The 18640-nt window shown below is 53.7% G+C and carries 17 protein-coding genes; 6 read left to right on the top strand and 11 right to left on the bottom strand.

Annotation, left to right across the window (positions count from 1 at the left end; all coding sequences use genetic code 11):
• Positions 1-61 precede the first annotated feature (61 nt).
• Entirely contained in the window at positions 62-1636 is a 1575-nt protein-coding gene (locus DESAC_RS15940) for a peptidoglycan-binding protein (protein ID WP_013707814.1), read from the top strand.
• A gap of 52 nt (positions 1637-1688) precedes the next feature.
• Here the strand turns inward: DESAC_RS15940 and DESAC_RS14505 are convergent, their stop codons facing one another.
• Complete coding sequence (locus DESAC_RS14505) at positions 1689-2369, bottom strand: protein-L-isoaspartate(D-aspartate) O-methyltransferase (protein WP_218915692.1); 681 nt, start codon at positions 2367-2369, stop codon at positions 1689-1691.
• Positions 2370-2723: 354 nt separating this feature from the next.
• The gene (gene rpe / locus DESAC_RS14500; RefSeq protein WP_013707812.1) at positions 2724-3419 is read right to left on the bottom strand and encodes a ribulose-phosphate 3-epimerase; all 696 of its coding nucleotides are present in this window, start codon (positions 3417-3419) and stop codon (positions 2724-2726) included.
• 518 nt (positions 3420-3937) lie between these two features.
• Here rpe and dtd point away from each other — a divergent pair.
• Positions 3938-4387, top strand: a complete 450-nt coding sequence (dtd, locus tag DESAC_RS14495) for a D-aminoacyl-tRNA deacylase (protein WP_013707811.1) — start codon at positions 3938-3940, stop codon at positions 4385-4387.
• On the opposite strand, the gene DESAC_RS14490 is transcribed toward dtd, so the two are convergent.
• The 9 genes from DESAC_RS14490 to DESAC_RS14445 all read right to left on the bottom strand — a co-directional run bounded on the left by DESAC_RS14490 (position 4384) and on the right by DESAC_RS14445 (position 13158).
• Positions 4384-4650, bottom strand: coding sequence for a hypothetical protein (locus DESAC_RS14490; RefSeq protein WP_013707810.1), 267 nt, complete (start codon positions 4648-4650; stop codon positions 4384-4386). The genes dtd and DESAC_RS14490 overlap by 4 nt on opposite strands.
• A gap of 5 nt (positions 4651-4655) precedes the next feature.
• Positions 4656-5708, bottom strand: a complete 1053-nt coding sequence (locus tag DESAC_RS14485; protein ID WP_013707809.1) for a D-alanyl-D-alanine carboxypeptidase family protein — start codon at positions 5706-5708, stop codon at positions 4656-4658.
• 292 nt (positions 5709-6000) lie between these two features.
• A complete protein-coding gene (locus DESAC_RS14480) occupies positions 6001-7395 on the bottom strand; it encodes an MFS transporter (RefSeq protein ID WP_013707808.1) in 1395 nt (464 codons plus the stop codon).
• 3 nt (positions 7396-7398) lie between these two features.
• Positions 7399-7737 (bottom strand): thioredoxin family protein, encoded by a 339-nt coding sequence (locus DESAC_RS14475; protein WP_013707807.1) that lies wholly within the window; start codon positions 7735-7737, stop codon positions 7399-7401.
• Positions 7738-7896: 159 nt separating this feature from the next.
• Positions 7897-8982: a hydrogenase formation protein HypD gene (gene hypD / locus DESAC_RS14470; RefSeq protein WP_013707806.1), complete on the bottom strand. Its 1086-nt coding sequence runs from the start codon at positions 8980-8982 to the stop codon at positions 7897-7899.
• Entirely contained in the window at positions 8969-9190 is a 222-nt protein-coding gene (locus DESAC_RS14465; protein WP_041284013.1) for a HypC/HybG/HupF family hydrogenase formation chaperone, read from the bottom strand. Before DESAC_RS14465 ends, hypD begins: the two co-directional genes overlap by 14 nt.
• 80 nt (positions 9191-9270) lie before the next feature.
• Positions 9271-11550: a carbamoyltransferase HypF gene (hypF, locus tag DESAC_RS14460; RefSeq protein ID WP_013707804.1), complete on the bottom strand. Its 2280-nt coding sequence runs from the start codon at positions 11548-11550 to the stop codon at positions 9271-9273.
• A 596-nt stretch (positions 11551-12146) separates the two neighbouring features.
• Positions 12147-12605, bottom strand: coding sequence for a Spy/CpxP family protein refolding chaperone (locus tag DESAC_RS14450; RefSeq protein ID WP_013707803.1), 459 nt, complete (start codon positions 12603-12605; stop codon positions 12147-12149).
• 121 nt (positions 12606-12726) lie between these two features.
• Complete coding sequence (locus DESAC_RS14445) at positions 12727-13158, bottom strand: hypothetical protein (RefSeq protein WP_041284011.1); 432 nt, start codon at positions 13156-13158, stop codon at positions 12727-12729.
• Positions 13159-13887: 729 nt separating this feature from the next.
• Here DESAC_RS14445 and DESAC_RS14435 point away from each other — a divergent pair.
• The 4 genes from DESAC_RS14435 to DESAC_RS14420 all read left to right on the top strand — a co-directional run bounded on the left by DESAC_RS14435 (position 13888) and on the right by DESAC_RS14420 (position 18590).
• Positions 13888-14619: a hypothetical protein gene (locus DESAC_RS14435; RefSeq protein ID WP_013707801.1), complete on the top strand. Its 732-nt coding sequence runs from the start codon at positions 13888-13890 to the stop codon at positions 14617-14619.
• A gap of 293 nt (positions 14620-14912) precedes the next feature.
• A complete protein-coding gene (locus DESAC_RS14430; RefSeq protein ID WP_013707800.1) occupies positions 14913-16298 on the top strand; it encodes a sigma-54-dependent transcriptional regulator in 1386 nt (461 codons plus the stop codon).
• Positions 16299-16461: 163 nt separating this feature from the next.
• Positions 16462-17301 carry a hypothetical protein gene (locus DESAC_RS14425; RefSeq protein ID WP_013707799.1) on the top strand — a complete coding sequence of 280 codons (840 nt, stop codon included), beginning with the start codon at positions 16462-16464 and terminating at the stop codon, positions 17299-17301.
• A gap of 32 nt (positions 17302-17333) precedes the next feature.
• Positions 17334-18590, top strand: coding sequence for a dihydrolipoamide acetyltransferase family protein (locus tag DESAC_RS14420; protein WP_013707798.1), 1257 nt, complete (start codon positions 17334-17336; stop codon positions 18588-18590).
• Positions 18591-18640: the final 50 nt, after the last annotated feature.

Raw genomic sequence — 18640 nt, 5'->3', positions numbered from 1 at the left:
TTAATTATTTCCCCCGTACTATGGTTTCACAATTGCAGGCAACCAAGAAGGAGGATGTCACATGGCACAGGAGCGAGACAATGCGTTAGAGCATCTCCATCCGCTTTTTCGGGAAAAGGTCAAGGCCTTACTGGAGAAATTGGCTGCCGAGGGACTTCCTTTCCTCGTGTTTGAGGGATTTCGCAGCCCTCAGAGGCAGCGCCGTCTCTATGCCCAAGGGCGTACAACTCCGGGGCGTATCGTGACCAAGGCCAGACCCTGGCTGTCAAATCACCAATACGGCGTGGCTGCGGATTTTGTCCTCTTTGAGCACAACGCCTGGAGTTGGGACGATTCCGGCGCTAAAGGCAAGTGGTGGGATCGACTACATGAGTTAGGTCGGGAGGTGGGTCTTGAGCCCTTGAGTTGGGAGAAACCACACCTGCAATTGCAGGGCCTACAGGTCGGCGTCCTCCACGCCGGTCAATATCCGTCTGGCGGCGATGAAACCTGGTCGGGGAATTTAGCGGCGGCGATTGATAATTGGAGTGGCGAACCCGAAGCCCCGCCGGTTCCCGGAGAGGCCCCGGAACGCCCCGGGTTGTCCGAGGTGCGCGTCGCCCAAGCGCTGCAGCTGGGGGCCAAGGGATCCGAAGTTTTAGAGCTCCAGAAGCGGCTGAAGGATTTGCGGTTTGATCCCGGGCGCCTGGATGGCGTCTTTGATTCCGGTACTGAGGCGGCCGTCGTCGCTTTTCAAAAGAGCGAAGATCTTCTGGCCGATGGCATCGTCGGCCCCAAGACCTTGGCTGCCCTGGAGCTGGCAGAAACGGAGGAAGCCGCGGGTGAGACGCTGTTGCTGCAGGTCGGCGCCAGCGGCCCGCATGTCGAGGCGCTGCAGAAACAGTTGGCCGCTTTAGGTTTTGATCCCGGACCCTTGGACGGAGTTTTTGGAGAAAAAACCGAAAGAGCCGTGCTTGCCTTTCAAGAGAGCCGGGAGTTGGATGCCGATGGCATTGCCGGGCCGCAGACCATGGCGGCCCTGAGTTTACAGGCGCCTCCGATTCAGCCCGCCAAGGCTTTAGGTCTGGCGCCGGACGTGACCGTCGACCTGGTGGCGGAGATGTTTCCCGACGCACCCATTAATAATATTAAACGGTATCTGCCTTATGTGTTGAAAGCCCTGAAGGATGCCGGTTTAGAAGATAAAAAGATGGTGTTGATGGCCCTTTCCACCATCCGGGCGGAGACTGCGGGGTTTGAACCTATCAGTGAATATAAATCAAAGTACAATACCTCTCCTGCGGGTCACCCCTATGATCTCTATGATTTCCGCCGGGATCTGGGCAATCAGGGCCAAGGCGACGGTGAGCGGTTTAAGGGGCGAGGTTTTATCCAATTGACCGGCCGCCATAATTATCAAAAATACAGCCGGGAATTAAATCTGGGGGATGAACTGGTCAACCACCCTGATAAGGCCAACGATCCTGAGATCGCTGCCCGGATTCTGGCTCTGTTCCTCAAGGATAAAGAAAGGCCTATCAAAGAGGCGTTGTTAGACGGGAGTCTGGCCACCGCCCGCCGTCTGGTCAATGGCGGTCGCCACGGACTGCAGGCCTTCACCGAGGCCTTTGAGATCGGCGAGAGTCTTTTGGCCTGAACAGACCGAGGCAATCCGCCTTCTGGTGTGGTTTCCTTAGGTCTGACGGCCCTTACTTTTCAGGCTTAATCAGGGGGACAAAGGCCACCGGGCAGAGCATTTCTTCCCGGAAGTTATGACCGTCCCTGGTGAGGCGAAGGAGGTATTGCGGGCCAAAGAGGGAGCCTAGGGGAATAATGAGGCGGCCGCCGTCTTTGAGTTGGGCTTTCAGGACGGGGGGAATTTCCCGGGTGGCGGCAGTGACGATGATAGCGTCGAAAGGGGCGGCTTCCGGCCAACCTTGGTAGCCGTCGCCGCATTTGACCTGAACCTGGTGGTAGCCCAGCTTCTGCAGACGGTCGGCCGCGCTCCGGGCCAATTCGGGCGAGATCTCGATAGTATAAACCTGATCGGTCAAGGTAGCCAGAACCGCCGCCTGGTAGCCGGAACCAGTGCCGACCTCCAGCACCCGCTGGCCGGATTGTACCGCCGCCGCCTGAGTCATCAGGGCGACGATGTAGGGTTGGGAGATGGTGGCGCCATGGCCGATGGGCAGGGGATGGTCGTTATAGGCCCATCGCTCCAGATGTTGAGGCACAAACAGATGGCGCGGGGTTTGGGCCATGGCCGCCAAAACCCGAACGTCAATGATATCCCGGCCTTTTAAATCCTTTTCCACCATGCGCGCCCTGGCTTCGGCAAAGGAGTCTGCCGCGGCGCCTTGGCCCGCCAGGACAAGGACAAAAAATATCACGATAACCCAGCACCGATAGAACCGCTTTCGGTTCCTGGTCTTCGGTTGAATATTCTCTGTGATATCAAAGAGTATTTTGTTAAGGAAATGAGCTTTCAAAACCTCATTCGATCACTAGAGGAGCTGAAGACTGGTATAAGGTTTTGCGGGTGTGGCTCCAATGTGATGTGTCTGAATTCGATTTAATAGACTGAATTAGACTAATTTAACATCAAAGTGAGAGTTTAGAACAGATGACTTAAAGGTCGATCGGATAAGGTGGAACAGGCTTTCGGCCTGTTCAATATTGCACAGGCGGGACGCCTGTGCCACCGAAAGTTTTTCAATTTCTCCATATTTGACATCAAATTAGTATTAGAACCTTTCTTGACGATCTACCGTCCGTTCGCCCTGAGCTCTGTCGACCACGGTGCGTAATCTGCTGATGGCGGCCTTATAGTCGGGTTGATTGAAGATGGCGCTGCCGGCGACGAAGATATCGGCCCCGGCCCTGGCCATGATTGCGATTGTTTCAAGGTTGGCTCCGCCATCAACCTCGATGGCCACGGGGAGGTTCAAGCGATCGATAATCTCCCGGAGCTTTTCAATCTTGGGAGAGACGGCGTTGATAAATTCCTGGCCCCCGAAGCCGGGGTTGACGGTCATCAACAGCACCATATCCACTTCTTCCAAAACGTACGTGATGGTTTCCAGAGGGGTGGCCGGATTTAGGACGACCCCAGGTTTGCAGCCTAATCGGCGAATTTCGGTTAGGGTCCGATGCAGGTGGGTGGAGGCCTCCACGTGCACCGAAATAATATTGGCACCAGCCTCGACAAAATCGGCTATATACCCCTCCGGCTGAGCAATCATCAGGTGGACGTCAAAAGGCAGGTCGGTAATCTTTCGCAAGGCCTTGATCACCGGCGGTCCGATAGTGATGTTCGGGACAAAGTGCCCATCCATAACATCAATATGAATCCAATCGGCGCCGGCCTCCACCACTGCTCGAACTTCCTTCCCAAGACAGGAAAAATCTGCGGACAGAATTGAGGGAGCAATGATAGCCATGGGTATGATCTCCTTGGATGAGTAGGCAGTAGGCGGCCGGCGGTGAGCAGCAAAGTAACGGTATTCTTTTTGATGCTTCGCAGAAGGCCAACTTTATGATAATTAAATGGCCAGGTGCTGTCAAGGCGGTCAAATTTTGCGACCCACAACACTGCAGCCCCAGAAGGCGGGAGGCGCTGCGCTTTCTCGCCCTACAACACTGCAGCAGCGGCAGGTCGATCCGATGGGGGCAAATCTTATATAAAAACAGTGAGCCGTGAGCCGTGAGCAGCAAAAACATTATTGTGAGCAGCCGCCACGATTCTGTTTTTATGCTTCGTTGTGTTCGGCAGAACATGTGCACTTGTATGAAAGAAGGTGGTGCAGGCTTTGCAGCCGGCACGCTGATGCACAGGCCAGGAGGCCTATGCCACCAATTATTCTTTCATGCTTCGTTGTGGTCTTGAAAACATGTGAACTTGTATTAGCTCCAAACAACTGAGTGTTACCAAATAGGAATTTTTATCGACTGAGGTATTATGAGGGCGGTCATACAACGGGTCAAGTCGGCGGCAGTCAGGGTGGACGGCGAGATTGTCGGTCAGATTGATCAAGGTCTCTTGGTATTGGCAGGAGTGGCCAAGGAAGACGGTCCAGACGATGTTGCCTATCTAGCCAATAAAATTGCTAATCTTCGTATATTCCCGGAACAGAACAGATTGCTGCATTTCACGACGGCGGAGGTAGGAGGAGCGGTTTTGGTAGTCCCGCAATTCACGCTGTTAGGTGACTGCCGCAAGGGTCGGCGGCCTTCTTTTGATCAATCGGCGCCGCCGGAGTTGGCGGAGAAACTTTATGAGGAGCTGGTGGCGGCGTTGGCCGGATTAGGGCTTCCCGTAGCTACCGGTCGTTTTCGGGCCATGATGGAGGTCAGCCTAATCAATGACGGGCCGGTAACGCTCCTGTTGGACAGCAAAAAGCTTTTTTAGGGGGCGCTGTAGTCTTGAAATACCCGTCCCGGATATTCCACTTTGAGTCGCTGGGTGAGGGTTTTATGCAGGAGGTTGGCTTCCTCCGGATCCTGGCAGCACTTAACCAGACAGGGGTTTTTTAATCTCAAACCTTGGGGAAGATAGAAAAAATTGGCTGCAAAGACTGCGGTTTCAAAAGTAGTGGCGTCTTTCTTAATGGTGGAAATGAGATAACGCCGACCGGTCTGCCGGTTGCGCACCCGATTAAAAAGCCCTGCCATTGATTCTAGCTCCTTGTATCGCCAACACAACGGGTGCTGGTCTTCACCTTGCTCTTGCCGATCTTCTTTTTCTGATAGCTGCCGGAGGAATACTTCTTTTTGATGCTTGTTTGAGTTCCGGTGCCAGAGACAACTCCGGCGCTTAGCACCTTCCGTTTAGGGGTTTTACCCTTTACATACTTTCGGGTCCTGCTCTTGGCCGAAGCCCTGGCGTAAGTGCCAGGCCGTCGCAGAGACTCTTCTACCGGCGGCAGTTTGGCAATCGGGGCGCCGCATTCCGCAAACCCTTTTTCGATCAGGGTCCGAAGATCGGCCCATTTTCCCTGGCTTCCCATCATCGAGACAATGATCCGCTTGTCGCCGTTCCGGAACAATCCCACATAGGTATGTTTTGAAGCCCGGGTATAGCCAGTCTTCCCTGCTACGGCGTATTCCGTAGTAAAGAGAAAGCGGTTGTGGTTGTAGACTTCCTTACCGTCCTGCAAGGTGAAGGTCTTGGTATTCATGATCCTGGCCAGGGTAGGGTTTTGCATAGCTTTCCGAAAGATAAAGGCCAGGTCATAAGCTGTGGAATACTGTCCTTCGGAGGGAAGTCCCGAGGCGGTCTCAAAATTTGTCCGATATGCCCCCATTTCCCGGAGTTGCTTGGTCATGAAGCGGGCGAAACGGTCTTCCGAGCCGCTCACCCGCTCGCCCAAGGCCCTGGCGGCGTCATTGGCCGAAGCAAGCAATATGGCATAGAGCATGTCGTTGACGTTGTAAATCTCTCCCGGCTTGAGATATATCTTTGAGGCCGGGGCTTGAGCGGCGTTTACGCTTACCGGCACTTTATCCTGCAATTGCAAGGTATTGATGGCTACGAGCGCCGTTCCGACCTTCAGGGTGCTGGCCGGCGGCAACATCATCTGATGATTCTGGGCAGAGAGTATTGTGCCCGTATCGGCATCCATAATACAATAGGCGATGGCGCGAACCGGGTTGTCAGTTTCCGCCGCTGCCCGTCCTCCCACCACAACCATCAGGCATACGACCCATATGGCCAAGCTCCTGCGGCCCATCGGCGCCTCCTTGTCTGATTGATGTCCGTACAGATGTTTGGAGGATATTATAGAGGGCAGGGGACTTTCTGTAAAGGCAGGAATGAAGGAGGTTGACGAATTATATCGTTTCCGGTTTCCGGTAAAGAGATATTGCAGGATTAAATTATTGGGGACAGAGTTAGTTGCGGGTCAGACTGCGATTGGCATTATAACAATAATCTCAGAAAAGTGTTCGTGAACAGGAAGCGCCACAAGGCAAGGAAAAGCACGGTGTGGCCACCCGTACTCCGTATTTTTTTTCCCCTGATCCCTAATCCCTTCTCCGAGGCAGGAGGTTAAGAAGCAGATTTAAGGCTGCGATGCCCGTGGCGAGAAGAAAGGCTCGCTGGAAGCAGGGTAGCCCCAGACAGAGACCTTCTTCCAAATTTGCCTGGGGTTGATCTGCTACCGCGGCTACCGTCACCATGAGGGCGATGCCCAGTAGCGAACCGATATTCTTGAGCACCGAATTGGTTCCGGCGGCCAATCCGAGCATCTCCGGTCTGATGCCTTGCAATACATCGTTTAAATTAGGGGCTTGAAACAGGCCGAACCCGGTGCCGACAATGGCCAAAACCAGTGCTACCGAAGTCAAGGGAGTCTCTGCCCGCAGCCACATAAGTGTTCCCAGACCTAAGACAATCAGTGCGGCGCCCAGTCGCAGGACAGTCAGATTGTTCCACCGGTCAGCCAGGAACCCTCCCACCGGCGATACCAGGGCGCTGGAGATGCTGATCGCTGCCAGCAGCCAGCCAACGGCCTCGATGGGTAGCAGGAATATTTCCACGAGAAAAAAAGGCAACAGGAAGAAAGTTCCCATTACCGCAGCGAAGTTCAACACCGTCACGGCTGAGCCAAGCCTGAAGGCCTGACTGCCCCAGAGCTCTCTATGCAGCAGGGGGGTTTCCTGGTGTCGTTCCACCAGCAGGAGCAGAATAAACATGCAAACGGCAGCTCCCAAAGTTGTCAGCGTCCTCCCGGCCAGCCAGCCTTGAGACCGCACCTGGGTCAAGGCCCAGGTCAGCAGGGAGATACTGATCATCAAAAGCAGACCACCGGGCCAGTCCAGGGCATGACGGCGCCATGTCGCTGCAGAGGGCAGGGCATTCAAGCGGTGGCTGCCGACCAGGAACACCGCTCCACAGATGGGCAGGTTGAGAAAAAACACATACGGCCAACCGAAAGCCGAGGTGATGAAACCTCCCAGGGGCGCACCAATGCTTATGCCGGAGGCGAAGGCGGTGGAATACAGGCCGAGGGCAAAACCTCGCTCCCCTTCATCGAATATTGTGGTGATGATCTTGGGGGCCAGTCCTAACATCAAAGCCCCGCCCATTCCCTGAATAGCTCTGAAAAACACCAGCCCGCCGGCGTTCCTGCTTATGCCGCAGGCTGCGGAAGCAAGACCAAAAATGACCACTCCCGCCAGAAATAATCGTCCCGGGGCCAACATGTCGCCCAGACGTCCGCTGATAAACAACAGAGAGGCGGTGCTGATCAAATAGGCCATCATCACCCAGGAGATCGCCGCCAGCGAGGTTTCTAGATCCTGGGTGATATGGGGGAGGGCGACGTTGACGATGCTCGTGTCCAAGGTGGCCATAAAGGCCCCCATTGAGACAGTGAACAGCATCGGACCGCGCCGCTCCGATTGGACTTCAGCCATAGTTTAGCTGATCTTGCCCAACTCCCGGAGATATTCTCCAGGATCATGGAATCCGACAAACCGATGTTTTTCCTGTCCTTGAGGTGATAGTATCAGGGTTGTGGGGGCACCTTTGACGTCGAATTTTTTCACCAGGTCCATGCGTCCCCGACCTTCATGGCGTACCGGGACAAATCCGGCGTTAACTGCGGCGACTACTTTTTCATCCACCAGAGTCTCTTTGTGCAACCTGGCGCAGTGACCGCAGCCATCCATATACAGCTCTAATAATATCGGCCTGTTTGAGGTGCTGGCTTCTTTAACGGCGGCTTCATAATCCGGTTGCCATAGAACGTCGCTCATGTCTGCTCCTTTATACGTATTTATATGCCCTTTACCGCGAATGGCCAAGGCTGATCAAAAACCGCCAACAATGTGGGTTAATCGGTTTAGCTTATAGTAATGCGTCCGCTGCTCGGCGTCAACCTTGTTATCATGAGGTGTTAAACTTGTCAGATGAGATCATCCGAAGCGGTAAGCGGCGGCACAGGCTCCCTCACTGGAAACCATACAGGGGCCGATCGGATGGGAAGGGGTGCAGGAGTCGCCGAAGAGGGGACACTGCAATGGCCGTAGGAACCCACGCAATACTTCGCCACAATGACACGGGGTAGGCAAGGGCGGGGGTACAGCCGCCAGGATCCGGGCGAATCTGTATTTGGCATCAAAATGGCGAAACCTTGGCTGGAGACTGATACCACTGCCAGGAATGAGACCCAGGCCGCGCCAGTAGGAGTCGCTGGCTAGGAAAACCTCTTGAATGACTGCCTGTGCTTTAGGATTGGCCGGGCGGGAAACGGCACGCTGGTAGACATTGGCAACGTGAGGCCGACCTCTTCGCAATTGGCTTAATATGGACTCTACTCCCAATAAAATGTCCAGGGGTTCAAAGCCGGTGACGGCACAGGGCAGACGAAAGGTAGCGGGGATAAAATCAAAAACTGCCGAGCCCGTAACGGCACTGACGTGTCCCGGCAGCAAGAGTCCGGAAATCTGGGTCTCACCGCGGCTAAGGAGGGCCTGAAGGGCAGCGGGCATGGTCTTATGGACACAGTAGACAGTAAAATTTTCCAGGTTAGCCTCTGCAGCAGTGAGAATGGCCAGGGCAGTGGCTGGCATGGTGGTCTCGAAGCCGACGCCGAAGAAGATGATCTGTTTGTCAGGTTCGAGGCGGGCGATCTCCACGGCGTCAAAGGGAGAATAGATGACCCGGACGTCGGTGCCAACGGCACGCCGCTGATCCAGGGAGGTGTGGCTGCCCGGTACCCGAACCATATCGCCAAAGGTCGCTAAAACGACGCCAGGTTGCATGCCCAGGGCCAGATAGCCGTCTAAATCGTGCTGGTCAGTAACACAGACCGGGCAGCCGGGTCCGGAAATCAGATTAATGCCATCGGGCAGGAGCATCTTCAGGCCGAAACGGGCTACTGACATAGTGTGAGTGCCGCAGACCTCCATGATAGTGGCCGGTCCGGTTTTCACAGTGTGCAGCCGGCGAATGAGCTGGCGCACCAAGTGTTGGTCACGATATTCTTCACTGTATTTCATCGATCATTTTCCGCAGCAAAGCCAAGGTTTCAGAGGCCTGTTCCGGGTCGACCCGGGCAATGGCCAGGCCGGCGTGCACCAAAACATAGTCACCCTCATGAGCCTCAGGCAATAAATCCAGCCGAGCCTCCCGGATGATGCCATCAACCTCCATAGTGGCGATGAGCCCCTGGATTTCGATAATTTTCATAGGTATGGCAAGACACATGTGAGTAAGAGTTTCGAGTTCCAAGTTTTGAGTTTGGAGTGCTGAGTGTTAGTATCGTTTAAGGTGTCTCGGCGGAATAGTTACTGCTCCCGGTCCAAAACCGCCGCTGCTACTGCTATCTGGCCCAAGGCGATACCGCCGTCATTGGCTGGCGTCTGCCGGTGAAAGATCACCTCGAAACCCGCCTTGGTGAGGAGTTCTTTCGTTCTTAAAAAGAGCCGGGCGTTCTGCCAAACCCCTCCGGAGAGGGCCACCAGGTTGAGCCGCAGGCGCCCTCGCAGGGTGAGGCAGGCGGCAACGCACCCACGGGCCAGGGATTCGTGGAAACGGGCGGAGATGACGGCCGGTACGACACCCCTTTGGCGGTCTTCCACTACCTGGCGGAAAAGGGCAATCGTGTCAATGACAAGTTGATTGTGATGATGACCGATCTTGAGAGGATAATACCCCCAATCTTGTCCTTCCGCCACCATTTCGAGCTCGAGCGCCGGCTGGCCTTCATAGGTGCGCTCCCGGCAGATGTCGAGGGCAGCGGCTACCGCGTCAAAAAGGCGGCCGGCACTGGTAGTGACCGGTGAATGCCAACCGGTGGTGATCTGTCGCAGGAGGAGGCGTTCTTGGAGGGGAGAAAACCTCAGACCCAGCCTGGCGGCTTGGGAAAGGGCGGCTTCGCCATAAACGGCGAAGAGATATGACAGGGCCATAAAATTGGGATTTTGAGCTGCGGCGTCCCCCCCAGGAAGCACAACCGGAGCAAAATGGCCGACCCGGGTATAATCGGCAAGATCAGCAGCTAAAATTTCCCCTCCCCATATGGTGCCATCAGGTCCATAACCGGCGCCGTCGAAGGCCAGGCCAAGACAGCGCTCCAGCCGGCCGTTTTCCGCCAGGCAGGCGGCGATATGGGCATGATGATGTTGGACGGCGATTAGACGGACATTATCCAGTCCCTTGGCATAGGAGGTGCTTACATATCCCGGGTGCAGATCGTGCGCCGCTACAGTGGGGCGGCGGCGGCTCAAGGTCTGGAAGTGGTCGATAGCGCAGCGGTAATAATCAATAGTCTCAACGAGGTCCAGGTTGCCAAGGTGTTGACTGAGCAGCGCCGTCCGGCGCCAGGCCAGGCCGAAGGTAGTCTTGTCCTGGGCGCCCACTCCTAACAGATCCTCCCGGCAGGGGAGGGGAAGTTGAATCGTATCTGGGACATACCCCCGGGCCCGGCGGAGAATAATGGTGGAACCGTCGTGCAGTGGCCGTACCACGGAATCGTCGCAGGGGACATGGATGTCGCGGTTATGGAAGAGAAAGGCGTCCGCCAGTTCTCCTAATGTGCGGCGCGCTTCGTCGTTGGTAAATGCCAGGGGTTCTTCGCTGCGGTTGCCGCTGGTCATAACCAGAGCGTCGGGTGAGTGCTGAAAAAGCAACAGATGTAAAGGGGTGTAGGGCAGCATGAGACCCAGATACCTGTTGCCGGGGGCGAGGCTTGCCGCGATGCCGGGGTTGGCCCGTTGGCGGGCGAGTACGATCGGGCTGGCAGGTGATCTCAGCCAGGACTTTTCGAACCTGTTGAGTTCACAGATTGCCTCGGCGGCGGCCAGGTCCCGAACCATGACGGCAAAGGGTTTGTCTCGACGTCCTTTACGCTGCCGCAGTAACTGGACGACAGGCTCCTGGCGGGCATCACAAGCCAGGTGGAAGCCGCCAAGGCTTTTGATGGCTATAATTTTCCCGTTCCAGAGCATTTCTGCTGCTCGGGTCAGGCACTCCCTGCTCCTTCGCCGGCCGCCGATCTCCAGCCACACGACCGGGCCGCAGGCCGGGCAGGCTGTGGGTTCGGCGTGGAACCGCCGATCCAGGGGGTTTTCATATTCTTGCCGGCAGGCGTCGCACATCGCAAAGCCAGCCATAGTGGTATGGGCCCGGTCATACGGGAGGTTTTTGATAATAGTGAAGCGAGGGCCACAGTTGGTGCAGTTGGTAAACGGATAGAAATACCTTCTATTCTGCTGGCTTAAAATCTCAGCGGCGCAGTCCGGGCAGAGGCCGATATCGGCGGGAATAACCGCCGCGGCCTCGCCAGAGCCGTGACTGGCGAGGATAGAAAAATTCTCTTCACCGAGGGGGGGAGCGTCTTCACTCACTACCTCCTGGAGACAGGCCAGGATGGGGGCTGAATCGGTAAGGTCGCGGCAAAACGCCTCTAAGCCCTCAGGTAGACCTTCAACCGCAATCTCGACGCAGCTAGGCGTGTTCCGAACATAGCCACCGAGGCAATGTTTCAGCGCCAACCGGTAAATAAACGGCCGGAAGCCGACTCCTTGCACGATGCCGGAAATCCTGAGATTCCTTCTGATTCGCATCTCAGACCTAAAAAGTTTAATATTCACGTTTCTTGGAGGGAAACACTTCAGTTAACCGACGCCTCAGGTAGTAGAGGATATCGTTTTTTGCTTTAAATTTATCACATCTTACCGCCTCCGTAATCTTCTTTCCGGAAGACAGGGGTTGGAGGAAAGGTGCCGGCGAGAATTTGTCCTTACTGAAAGCTGTTAAAAAATCGGTTTTTTCTATTACCCTGAGCCCAGCGAAGGGTCTCATACTTTTAGAAATTCAAGATTTTCCGCTATACTCAGAATGACACCAGAGGGAAAAGTGGATTTTGTAGGAATCTCGTTATCAACTGAATAAACGAGAGTTAGGCAGTGTTTTCCCGTAGGTGGGTAAGACAACCGGACAGTTCGGTTATCAGTGTGATCAGGTTTAAAAAAAACAGGCCGGGGTCGAATGCTCGGCCCCGGCCTGTACCTTAGGCAGTTTCTCTTTGATGTGAAATAAACTGAACCGGTGACGCGGACCTCTATGCCCGCCATCTTTGAGAATTTGCTGCTTTCCGAGGTGAATGTGGTGATACTGCAGAGACGGTCCGGTTCTACAGCCCCGAAGTGGTTACATCGCCTTACCGGGCATGATGTGGCGGCGGTCCACTCCCGGGGCCTTTGCCCATATCGGGTCCAGGAGCCATACCGAAGCCATGGCCCCTCCCCATTTCGAAATCAGGGGCAATCTGCTTGGCTTCCGACTGGAAGGCCGTCATTTTCTCCTTCATCTGGTCTCTTAGGGTGTTCAACTCCTTCTGCTTAGCCTGGATAGCATTCTGGTCAGGCTTTTCCGCCTTCCGCAAGGCCGCCAGTTCCGCATGCTTAACCATCATCTGTTTGCGCACATCGGCAGTGTTGGCATGAAACTTTTCCTGCAGGTCGAAAATCTTGCCGGCCTGCTCCGGGGTGAGATTCATCATCCCGGGGCCATGGCCCTGGCCTTTACCCATGGGCTGCGCCCAGACAGACGGCGCCAGACCAAGACTCAACGTCAGGGCCAAGACCAACAACAACGATAATTTTTCTGATTTCTGCACTTAATTTTTCTCCTCTGTCTCTTATGGGAAATCTCAGTCCGGTTCTCCGGATTTCATTAATGAAAACGCTTCCGGCATATTAATCCGGCGCGTAGGGTTTAGGTTAACGTTGCCCGCCATCTCAGTCAGGGGCGCAACTCCGAAAGGTCGGGCCTTTTTCCCGACCAAAAAAACCTGACGGCAAACGGCTCCAACTTCCGGGGTTATTGCCGTTACTGTTGCCGATCTCCTTCGGGAGGAGCAGGAGGTCTCTGGAAATCACCTTTCTGCTGGCCATTTTTGGGAGGAGCAGGAAGTCTCTGGAAATCACCTTTCTGCTGGCCATTTTTGGGAGGAGCAGGCGGTTTCTGAAAATCACCTTTCTGCTGGCTACCTTCGGGAGGAGCAGGCGGTCTCTGGAAATCACTCTGCTTTCGATCATGTCTTGATTTATGATGGTGGCTCTGCCGATATTTTTTCTCTTGACCGGGGGGTTGGTCATCACCATGCCAACCAGTCTTTTTGCCCTTGTCCCATCCGGGTGGCTGGTCTCCAGGGTGTTTATCTGTCTCATAACCCCACGTTTCCCGGTCTCTTTGGTGCGATTGTTTTCCCTGGGCCCAGCTTGGTGAACTAAAGGCCAGAAATGCCAGCACGAGGAAAATCGACCAAACCCATCTACCAGAATACATATTTTTCTCCTTTAAAAGCGATAACTTAACCGTCTTCTGAAATTATAGCCTCCTATACCTATGCCGGGGATTTTGAGTCCGCTTACCTGGACCTCATTCATATAAACCCTTCAGCCTTGTTAGTCCGGCGCCTTGGATTTGGATTAACCGTAATACTTCAGCTATCTAAAAGAATAGATCAAGGATTGGTGTGCGGTGCTCACCCTACGGTCCTATAGCACCGACAGGGCCGCCTGTAGGGGCGAATCTTGTATTCGCCCCGAACAACTTTTTGACATTCTGACCATAGGGAAGGATCTTAACCTCATAGGAAGTTGAAAAAAGTATAATCTTTTTTTATATATCTTGTGATAAAATAAATCGTTGGGAAATGTTTTGTCTATGGTTATTTCAATAACTTGGAAAACTGGAATCCGGAGCAATCTTATCTTCCGACTAATTGCCATTGCCTATCAGTCAACCGCGAACCATGAAAATCATCTGCCGGTGGCACAGGCTTCCGGTCCTTGCTGCGGTTATTTTCTTATTAACTCAAAACCCGAAACTCAAAACTTATTTTCTTGGTATTGTCTTGGAGTGGTGGTTGTTAATATTTTCCGGTTTGATGTTTTATGAAGGTGTTTTCCGAGATACTTGCCCGATTACCTGGGCTTTTTTCAGTGGAGTTGGGGATAGATGTGGCCGCCAACCCACAACAGCGACAGCGCTGGTTTTTGGCAGCCATTCTTTTTGGTGGCCGTATTTCCGGGAAATTGGCAGCCCACACCTATAAGGTCTTTGCAGAGCAGGATGCAGTCCGGCCGGAAGTTATCGTGGCCCTGGGTTGGGATCGGCTGGTAACCTTGCTTGACCGGGGCGGCTATACCCGCTGTGACTATAAAACCGCCACCAAGCTTCTCGCAGTCATGGGCGCCTTGGTGGATCAGTATGAAGCTGACCTGGAGAGACTCCATGACCGGGCTCAGAGCGCCGATGATTTGGAAGTTCGCCTACAGAACTTGGGTGCCGGGATCGGACCGGTTACGGTCAATATTTTTTTACGGGAACTTCGGGGAATCTGGTCCAAGGCGGATCCACCATTGAGTTTCCTAACCCAATTATCATCCGAGAATTTAGGTATATTACCATCAGGAATATCGCCGCGTCAAGCTCTGGAGACGTTACAGGCTGAATGGCGGTCCCAGCCGGTAGAAGGGCGGGCATTTTCTGACCTGGAGGCGGCCCTGGTCCGTCTTGGGCGGGATTTTTGCAGGAAAAAGTCGGATTCCCTTTGCCCTTTGGGAACTTGGTGTCGGAAGCGCACCTGTCCCCACAAAAGCCCACGTTCTTATACCTTAAGCTGACAATAATAGTCTCTCGTCTCTGTTTGTTTGACCGGTCTTTAGGGTTTTACCGAAAAATAAGTTTCGCGCTTCAATTTCCGAGTTTCGGGCTAAGAGAAAAAGATTCGACCCAGGCTGGAAGTTTGTGCCACGGACAGATGATTCTCATGGTTTGCGGGTGGCCGATAGGCATTGACAATCAGTCTATTTTTAGGTTTCAGGAACGAAGGCTGTGACAATTTCTTGACAGCAGCATCGTATCCGATTATGGTGTTTACATATTTACCTTTTTTCTGTGGTAAGGAAGACCGGCTATGTCCCAGGCAAGCATTCTAGTGGTTGATGACTCCAGTGCGGTGCGGGACAACCTCAGCGAACTCTTGACCGAGGAGGGCTATGAGGTAGATAGCTGTCCTGACGGCGAGGCAGCCTTGAATCTCCTGTCTCAGCGAACTTATGAAGTAGTGCTTACTGATCTCTCTATGCCTAAGTGCGATGGGATGGAGGTGCTGAAATACCTGGTCGAGCATTTCCCAGGAACAAGTTGTATTATCATTACCGGTTATGGCACCATTCAAAACGCGGTAGACGCCATGCGCTTAGGGGCTTACGATTATCTCTGCAAGCCGGTCGAATCTCAGGAACTTTTAGTGGTCGTGGCCCGGGCCCTGGAACACCAGCGCCTGCAGTGGGAAAATATCCTGCTCAAAAAGCAGCTCCGGGAAAAATTCGGTTTTGACAACATTATCGGCGTCAGCGAGCCTATGTGCCAGGTATTTGATGTTATCCGCAAGGTGGCGGATACCGACAGCACGGTGTTGATCCTGGGTGAATCGGGGACCGGCAAGGAGTTGGTGGCTCGGGCTATACATTACAACAGCTCACGGCAGGCCAACCCTCTCATTCCGGTGAATTGCGGGGCCATCCCCGAAGATTTGTTGGAGAGCGAATTGTTCGGGCACGAACGGGGTGCCTTCACTCATGCAATTCGCACCCGCATCGGACGTTTTGAGCAGGCCCATGGAGGAACTATTTTCCTTGATGAGATCGGTGATATGAGTCCCAACCTGCAGGTTAAAATCCTGAGGGTCTTGCAGGACCATCAATTTGAACGCATCGGCGGCCAGAAAACCCTAAAAGTGGATATCCGGGTCATTGCCGCTACGAACCGAGACCTTCAGGAACTGGTCCAGACCGGCAGGTTCAGAGAGGATTTGTATTACCGGTTGAACGTTATTCCCATCATTATTCCACCGCTGCGCCAGCGCCGCTCCGATATCCCCATCCTGGTGAATTACTTTATCCAGGAATTCAGTCGTAAAAGGAAGAAACCGACCATCCGGATATCGCCTGCTGCCATGCGCCTCCTCGAAGACTATGCCTGGCCGGGCAACGTGCGAGAATTGGAAAACCTTATTGAGCGTATGGTAATTCTGTCTGAGGGTGAAATAATAGATGCCCATGACCTGCCGGAACACCTGCAGCTCACCCCGCAAGAAGCGATGAGATTCAGCGCTGAAATACCCGTAGGTGGTCTGCCGCTCCAAAAAATGGTGTCAGACTTCGAACGGCAGCTGATTATCAAGGCTTTGAAACAGACCGGTTGGGTCAAAAACCAGGCGGCGCAGTTGCTTCGGCTCAATCGAACCACCCTGGTGGAGAAAATCAAGAAACAGAAAATCAGCCGTTCATCTCCTTAACCGAAAGCCTATCTTTCCAGGTTTATATAAAAACAGTGGGCAGTGGGCGGTGAGCAGAAAAAATATTATTGTGAGCAGCAGCCACGGTTCTGTTTTCATGCTTCGTTGTGTTCCTCAGAATATGAGGATTTGTATTTTTGAGGTATTCACTTAAGAGGTCAGTGTGTCCCGACAAGAAGCTCGTTTAGCCGCAGTGTATGCCATGAGTCACAACGCCCTGCAGATACTGGCGCCAAGGCAGACTTCTTCCTTTGACCAAGATTTTCGACTCTGGGCAGCCAATCCCGGCGGACTGGCAGTCAAAGAACATCTGGGAGTCCAAGAGGCTGCAATCCTGGATTTTCCGGGGCGGCGCTCTGCTGCCGCCAAGGGATATTCCTATCAGGCCGGTAATTCTCGAGGACTCGATACCACTCTGGTAGCTGGCATGTTCTTTCAGGTTATACTCGAAGCCGAACATCTGCCGGGGAATACTTTGGAACGGACCAGTTATGTCAAAAAGGCGGTAAAAAATTTTCTGGTCCAACGATTGGCCGGGCAGATCAGCCTGTCTCAATTTTTTCGTTTGGTGCAGATTATCGAACACGAGGTGGCTTATTACTTTCACCGTCTCCAAGGGGAGTGGTTGTCACCGGGAGATGCCTGCCCCCCCTTTATCTCGCCGACGGAAACGGCTTCTGTGGTTATTCCTTTTCAGCCAGTGCAGGAAAGTGTCTTGCGACGCGCCCTTGACCAACTGCCTTTACCTCATCAGGCTAATCGCAAACTTTCCCCCCCGGGATTGTTAAAGTTTTTGGTGGAAACCCAAGGACAGTGGTTTCGTCTTCTGGATTTCGAAGCTCACTTCCGCCTGAATAAGAAGACTGCGTGGACATACCTGACCTTATTGCTGCAGCACCAAATCCTGCAGCACAATGAGGAGAAGGCCAATAAGGTTCGCTATGCCCTGTCCCTTGAATTCATGGCGTCAGAGACTGCAAATCAGAAACTCGAACTGAAATAATTGCTAGATGATAATCATCAGGTGAGGATGCCATGGCATTAGAATTTAAACTTCCGGACGTGGGGGAGGGTTTGACCGAAGGGGAACTCCTGGCTTGGCTGGTTCAGGAAGGCGACCGAGTAAAGGAAGGACAGCCTTTAGCTCGCATCGAAACCGACAAAGCTATTGTTGAGATTCCTGCACCTGGGGATGGGGTGGTATCGGAGTTGAAATTTTCGGAAGGGGCGGTCATTCACGTCGGGGAAGTCTTTATTGTACTGGCAGAATTGACAGAGACCGTGATTCCGGCTTCCCCGGTGGGCGTCGGTGTGGTGGGGGTCCTGGAAGAGGCGCCTGCCGAAGAAGCGCCGGTCCGGTCTATCCTGGCGACCCCGGTGGTCAGGCAGTTGGCCAAAGAACTAGGCCTTGATCTGGCCACAGTAACCGGTAGCGGTAGGGAGGGGCGCATCCTGGAAAGCGATGTCCGTCAGGCTGCGGCTGCTGCCGGGTCCGTTGCGGTGTCAAAATCTCCCCCCGGTGAAACTACCCCCAAAGAGGTTGCGGTTTCAGAGCTCAAACCAACTGCCCGTAAGGTTAAAAAATATGATTTTTTCGGATATATTGATCATGTCCCTTTTAAGGGTTTGCGCAAGACCATAGCCCGTAATGTCAGCCGCTCCCAGCAGACTGCGGTGACCGTGACGGCCACCGATGAAGCCGATATTACAGAATTGCAGCGACTGAGAGAGCGGGCGCGGGCCTTGGTTGTAAACCAGGCAGTGCATCTGACGCTGCTTCCTTTTCTTGTCCGGGCGGTGGTAGCTGCTTTAAAAGATCACCCTTATCTCAACGCCACCCTGGATGAAGAGTCTGAAGATATCATTTTGAAAAAATACTATAATATTGGTATTGCTACCGACACTGCCGAAGGTCTGATGGTACCGGTTATCAAAAATGCCGGGGATAAGGGCATCTTGGAGCTGGCCCGGGAGATTCAGGACCTTTCTGCCAAGGCCCGGGACCGTAGTATTGATCTGGCCGACCTGCAGGGCGGCTCTTTTACCATTACCAATTACGGTGCCATTCGGGGAATTTTTGGCACCCCGGTAATTAATTATCCGGAAGTGGCTATAATTGGTCTTGGCCGGGTCCAGGAATTGCCTCGGGTGCGGGCGGGGACCATCGAAATCCGGCAGGTCTTACCCATCTCCCTAAGTTTTGACCATCGGGTAGTGGATGGTGGCCAGGCGGCCCGCTTTATCCAACAGTTTATCGGGTATGTCGAAGAGCCAGCCCTGATTATGATCTGAATAATTAAAAATTTAGATTTAAAGTTAGATAAAGGTAGGGTGGGTAGTCC

This window comes from Desulfobacca acetoxidans DSM 11109, from assembly GCF_000195295.1.
GTDB classification, from domain to species: domain Bacteria; phylum Desulfobacterota; class Desulfobaccia; order Desulfobaccales; family Desulfobaccaceae; genus Desulfobacca; species Desulfobacca acetoxidans.
This window is presented reverse-complemented; position numbering and strand designations above follow the sequence as displayed.

What these genes read in the sequence shown, in the direction of transcription:
- DESAC_RS15940 (WP_013707814.1), top strand. Translation starts at nt 62, where the DNA reads ATGGCACAGGAGCGAGACAATGCGTTAGAGCATCTCCATCCGCTTTTT.
- DESAC_RS14430 (WP_013707800.1), top strand. Translation starts at nt 14,913, where the DNA reads ATGTCCCAGGCAAGCATTCTAGTGGTTGATGACTCCAGTGCGGTGCGG.
- hypD (WP_013707806.1), bottom strand. Translation starts at nt 8,982, where the DNA reads ATGAAATACAGTGAAGAATATCGTGACCAACACTTGGTGCGCCAGCTC.
- DESAC_RS14485 (WP_013707809.1), bottom strand. Translation starts at nt 5,708, where the DNA reads ATGGGCCGCAGGAGCTTGGCCATATGGGTCGTATGCCTGATGGTTGTG.
- DESAC_RS14445 (WP_041284011.1), bottom strand. Translation starts at nt 13,158, where the DNA reads ATGAGACAGATAAACACCCTGGAGACCAGCCACCCGGATGGGACAAGG.
- hypF (WP_013707804.1), bottom strand. Translation starts at nt 11,550, where the DNA reads ATGCGAATCAGAAGGAATCTCAGGATTTCCGGCATCGTGCAAGGAGTC.
- DESAC_RS14420 (WP_013707798.1), top strand. Translation starts at nt 17,334, where the DNA reads ATGGCATTAGAATTTAAACTTCCGGACGTGGGGGAGGGTTTGACCGAA.
- DESAC_RS14490 (WP_013707810.1), bottom strand. Translation starts at nt 4,650, where the DNA reads ATGGCAGGGCTTTTTAATCGGGTGCGCAACCGGCAGACCGGTCGGCGT.
- DESAC_RS14435 (WP_013707801.1), top strand. Translation starts at nt 13,888, where the DNA reads ATGAAGGTGTTTTCCGAGATACTTGCCCGATTACCTGGGCTTTTTTCA.
- DESAC_RS14465 (WP_041284013.1), bottom strand. Translation starts at nt 9,190, where the DNA reads ATGTGTCTTGCCATACCTATGAAAATTATCGAAATCCAGGGGCTCATC.
- DESAC_RS14475 (WP_013707807.1), bottom strand. Translation starts at nt 7,737, where the DNA reads ATGAGCGACGTTCTATGGCAACCGGATTATGAAGCCGCCGTTAAAGAA.
- dtd (WP_013707811.1), top strand. Translation starts at nt 3,938, where the DNA reads ATGAGGGCGGTCATACAACGGGTCAAGTCGGCGGCAGTCAGGGTGGAC.
- DESAC_RS14480 (WP_013707808.1), bottom strand. Translation starts at nt 7,395, where the DNA reads ATGGCTGAAGTCCAATCGGAGCGGCGCGGTCCGATGCTGTTCACTGTC.
- rpe (WP_013707812.1), bottom strand. Translation starts at nt 3,419, where the DNA reads ATGGCTATCATTGCTCCCTCAATTCTGTCCGCAGATTTTTCCTGTCTT.